The organism is Actinoplanes sp. NBRC 103695 (assembly GCF_030269485.1).
In the GTDB taxonomy this organism is placed as follows: domain Bacteria; phylum Actinomycetota; class Actinomycetes; order Mycobacteriales; family Micromonosporaceae; genus Actinoplanes.
On record NZ_BSTL01000090.1, the window covers coordinates 1 to 2730 of the forward strand.

The 2730-nt window shown below is 67.2% G+C and carries 1 protein-coding gene; it reads left to right on the forward strand.

Annotation, left to right across the window (positions count from 1 at the left end; translation table 11 throughout):
* On the forward strand, positions 1 to 2589 hold a 2589-nt coding region (locus QSK31_RS48330; RefSeq protein ID WP_285691965.1), incomplete at its 5' end, for a hypothetical protein.
* Between the last annotated feature and the right edge of the window lie 141 nt (positions 2590 to 2730).

The following is a 2730-nucleotide window of genomic DNA, read 5'->3' on the forward strand; positions in this document are numbered from 1 at the left end:
CCGCCGCCGCCGCCGGCACCGCCGTCGTTCCGAGTGCAAGCGCAGAATCTCGATGCCCAGTACGAGTATGCGTCGAGGCAGCCTGACTATGCCGACGCCGCGTTGGCGATGGAGGAACTGACGGCGTGGTATAACGCCGAAAACGAAGCTCTCAAGCGGAGGCTGATGAGAAGCCTTGCGGTCCCGGTGCGGACTTCGGACGGCACCGCCAACGTGGTGTCGGCAGGCGGACGGCCGGGGCGACGGGACGATGAGCGTCTTCTCGTTGAGCGTTGGTACGGCTGGGCCCAGGTGAATGAGGATCAAGATACGGACAACTGCTACTTCTGCTCGGTGGCGGTAGAGGAACGGGCCAGCGGAAGAGGTGGATTGGCGTCGCTTGCGAGGGATTCGTCAATCCAGTCTTCGGTTGGTTTGTCGGTGCGATACGGTGCTGATTTCCAGGTGTTCTACGAGAATGATGGCCGCCCGATTGCCGGGCCGTCCGGCGTTATCGGTGAAGCGCATGGGCAAGGCGCCGGATTCCGTGGGATCATTGCTCAATACCTAAATCCGGAAGCGGGCGTGCCGGGGCATTTCTTCAATGTACTGAACGATACCGGGTTTGTGATTTTCCTTGACGGTCAAGCCAACGGTCTAGGGCGAACCCATAACATCGATTCGGGTCTGCTGACCACCCAGTTCGGCGCAAACGGCCTTGCCGCAGCAGCGAGATACTCGGCCGGGACATCGAGCGGAACGGGCAGTGACTTCCCGGCGGAAAGTGCGGCCCGCGATGTTCCCATGCCGTGGGAACAGGAAGCGAACGACCCCGCTCTGGATCCGTGGGGTGATCTCGCTCCGGGTAGTAGTCATAACGCGTTTGTCGCGAAGCCGGACGTGCCGCAGGGCTCGGCGACGCGTATGCCGGGTTCGGCGGAGGAGTTGACGTCGTGGTATGCCGAGCTGCACGCCTTGCTGGGCGTCGCGGAGCACGGCCTGGCCGATGCGCTGGACCGTCGTGACAGCCGGGCGCTCTGGGCTGAGCTGGTCAGGGTGTCCAGTCCGGAACACGTGCGCTTTCAGCTCGAGCAATCGGGTTTCGTGAAGGTGCGGCCGATGTTCGGTCCGCATATGCAGTTGTTGGATCAGATCATTGAAGCGCTCGTTCCGGGGGTCGAGGCCGACGATGTGCCGGCTGTGGCGGCGATGCGGGATCTTCGGGACTGGTTCGACGGCAGGTCGGCCGAGCAGGGCACCCGGGCCGACTCGCCGGCCTGGAGCCTGGCCGACCGGCAGGGGCTGCCGCCCGACCACCTCGGCCTCCGTGACGATCACCTCACCGACTCGGATTCCCATTCGGTTTCCGGAACTGACTCCGTCTTCGACTCGGATGGGGACTCGGACTCCGTTACGGATGCGGGCTCGGAGGCGGCCTTCGACTTCGATGACGGGAAGGACCCGGCGGCGGCGAGCGTGTCGCTCACCGATTTTCTCACCGGCGCGCCGCCCGTGCCTGTGGTGTCGGTGACGGAGTCGGCCGCGTACGCGCGGTTCACCGCCTGGCTCAACCGGCCGGAACCGTCCCAGTCGAACCTGTATTCCGTGGCGGTCACCGATCCGGCGCGGGCCGGGTCGGCGCGGCAGGACGTGCAGGAGTTGCTCGACGCTGGTCTGGGACCGGCGGTGGCGGCGGTGCCGGACGTCCCGGTGCTGCACCTGCCCGTTGCGGAATGGGGTGGCCGCCCGGCGACGGCGGACGTCCGGGAACTGAACCGTCTGCTGGAGCTGTTCTCCCAGGCCGGCGTACGGCCGGCGGTGGTGACCCGGGGTGTGATCGACACCACGACGGCGCAGGTGCTGGATCGGTACGGCGCGGCGGCGTGGCACGCGGACGTCGACGGCGGGGTCGGCCGGATGCGGCTGCGCCGGCCAGGCCACCGCTCGGACCGTTCGTTGGCGGGCTTCGATGTGGATGCGCACTCCGACGCCGTCTCGCGGCAGCGGCCGCCGGTGGTCGACGAGGCGCCGGAGTGGATGCTCAAGATCCTGCTGGAGCAGGACCCGCAGCGGCAGCGCGACGTGATGGACAAGTGGTCGAAGCTGGTCGAGTCCGACGAGTTCCTGCAGCGTGTCACCGAGATGGGCGAGCGGGTGCCGGACGTGTCGGCCGTGCGTCTGCTGCGGCCGGAGGTCCGGCTACGCAAGCTCCGCGTGCCCGCCGCGGTGCGCACCTCCCTCGTCGACACCAAGGCGGAGGACCGGTCGGACGTCCTGCTGGACACTGCGGAGCAGCTGCACGACCGGGGTGAGGACACGACGGCGCTGGCCGAGATGGTCGAGGCCGGTAATGCTGATCTGACGGACCGTGACGATGAGGGGGTCAAGTTCGACCGGTTCCTGGTGAACCTGCTGGACGCGCTCGATCGGGTGGAGAAGGGTATGTTCACCGACGCGCACGCGTTCCTCGAGCAGAACCGGCATCTGCTGACCGATACCACCCGAAAGCACCGCGTCGTGGATAAGCTCGGCGAGCGGCTGGCCAGGTACAAGACCGATGAGCAGAAGGCGCAAGCGCAGGCCCTGCAGGCGGCCGTCTCCCAGTGTTAGCGGCGCACGCAACGGCGGATCATGATGGGCCGAGGCGTACAGCTCGGTGTGCTGGACACCGCCGGTGCCCGGTTCGCGCTGGTCACCGGCGTGCCGGGGAGCGCACACACGACGCTGCCGCGGAGGCGTCCTGCGGGTCGG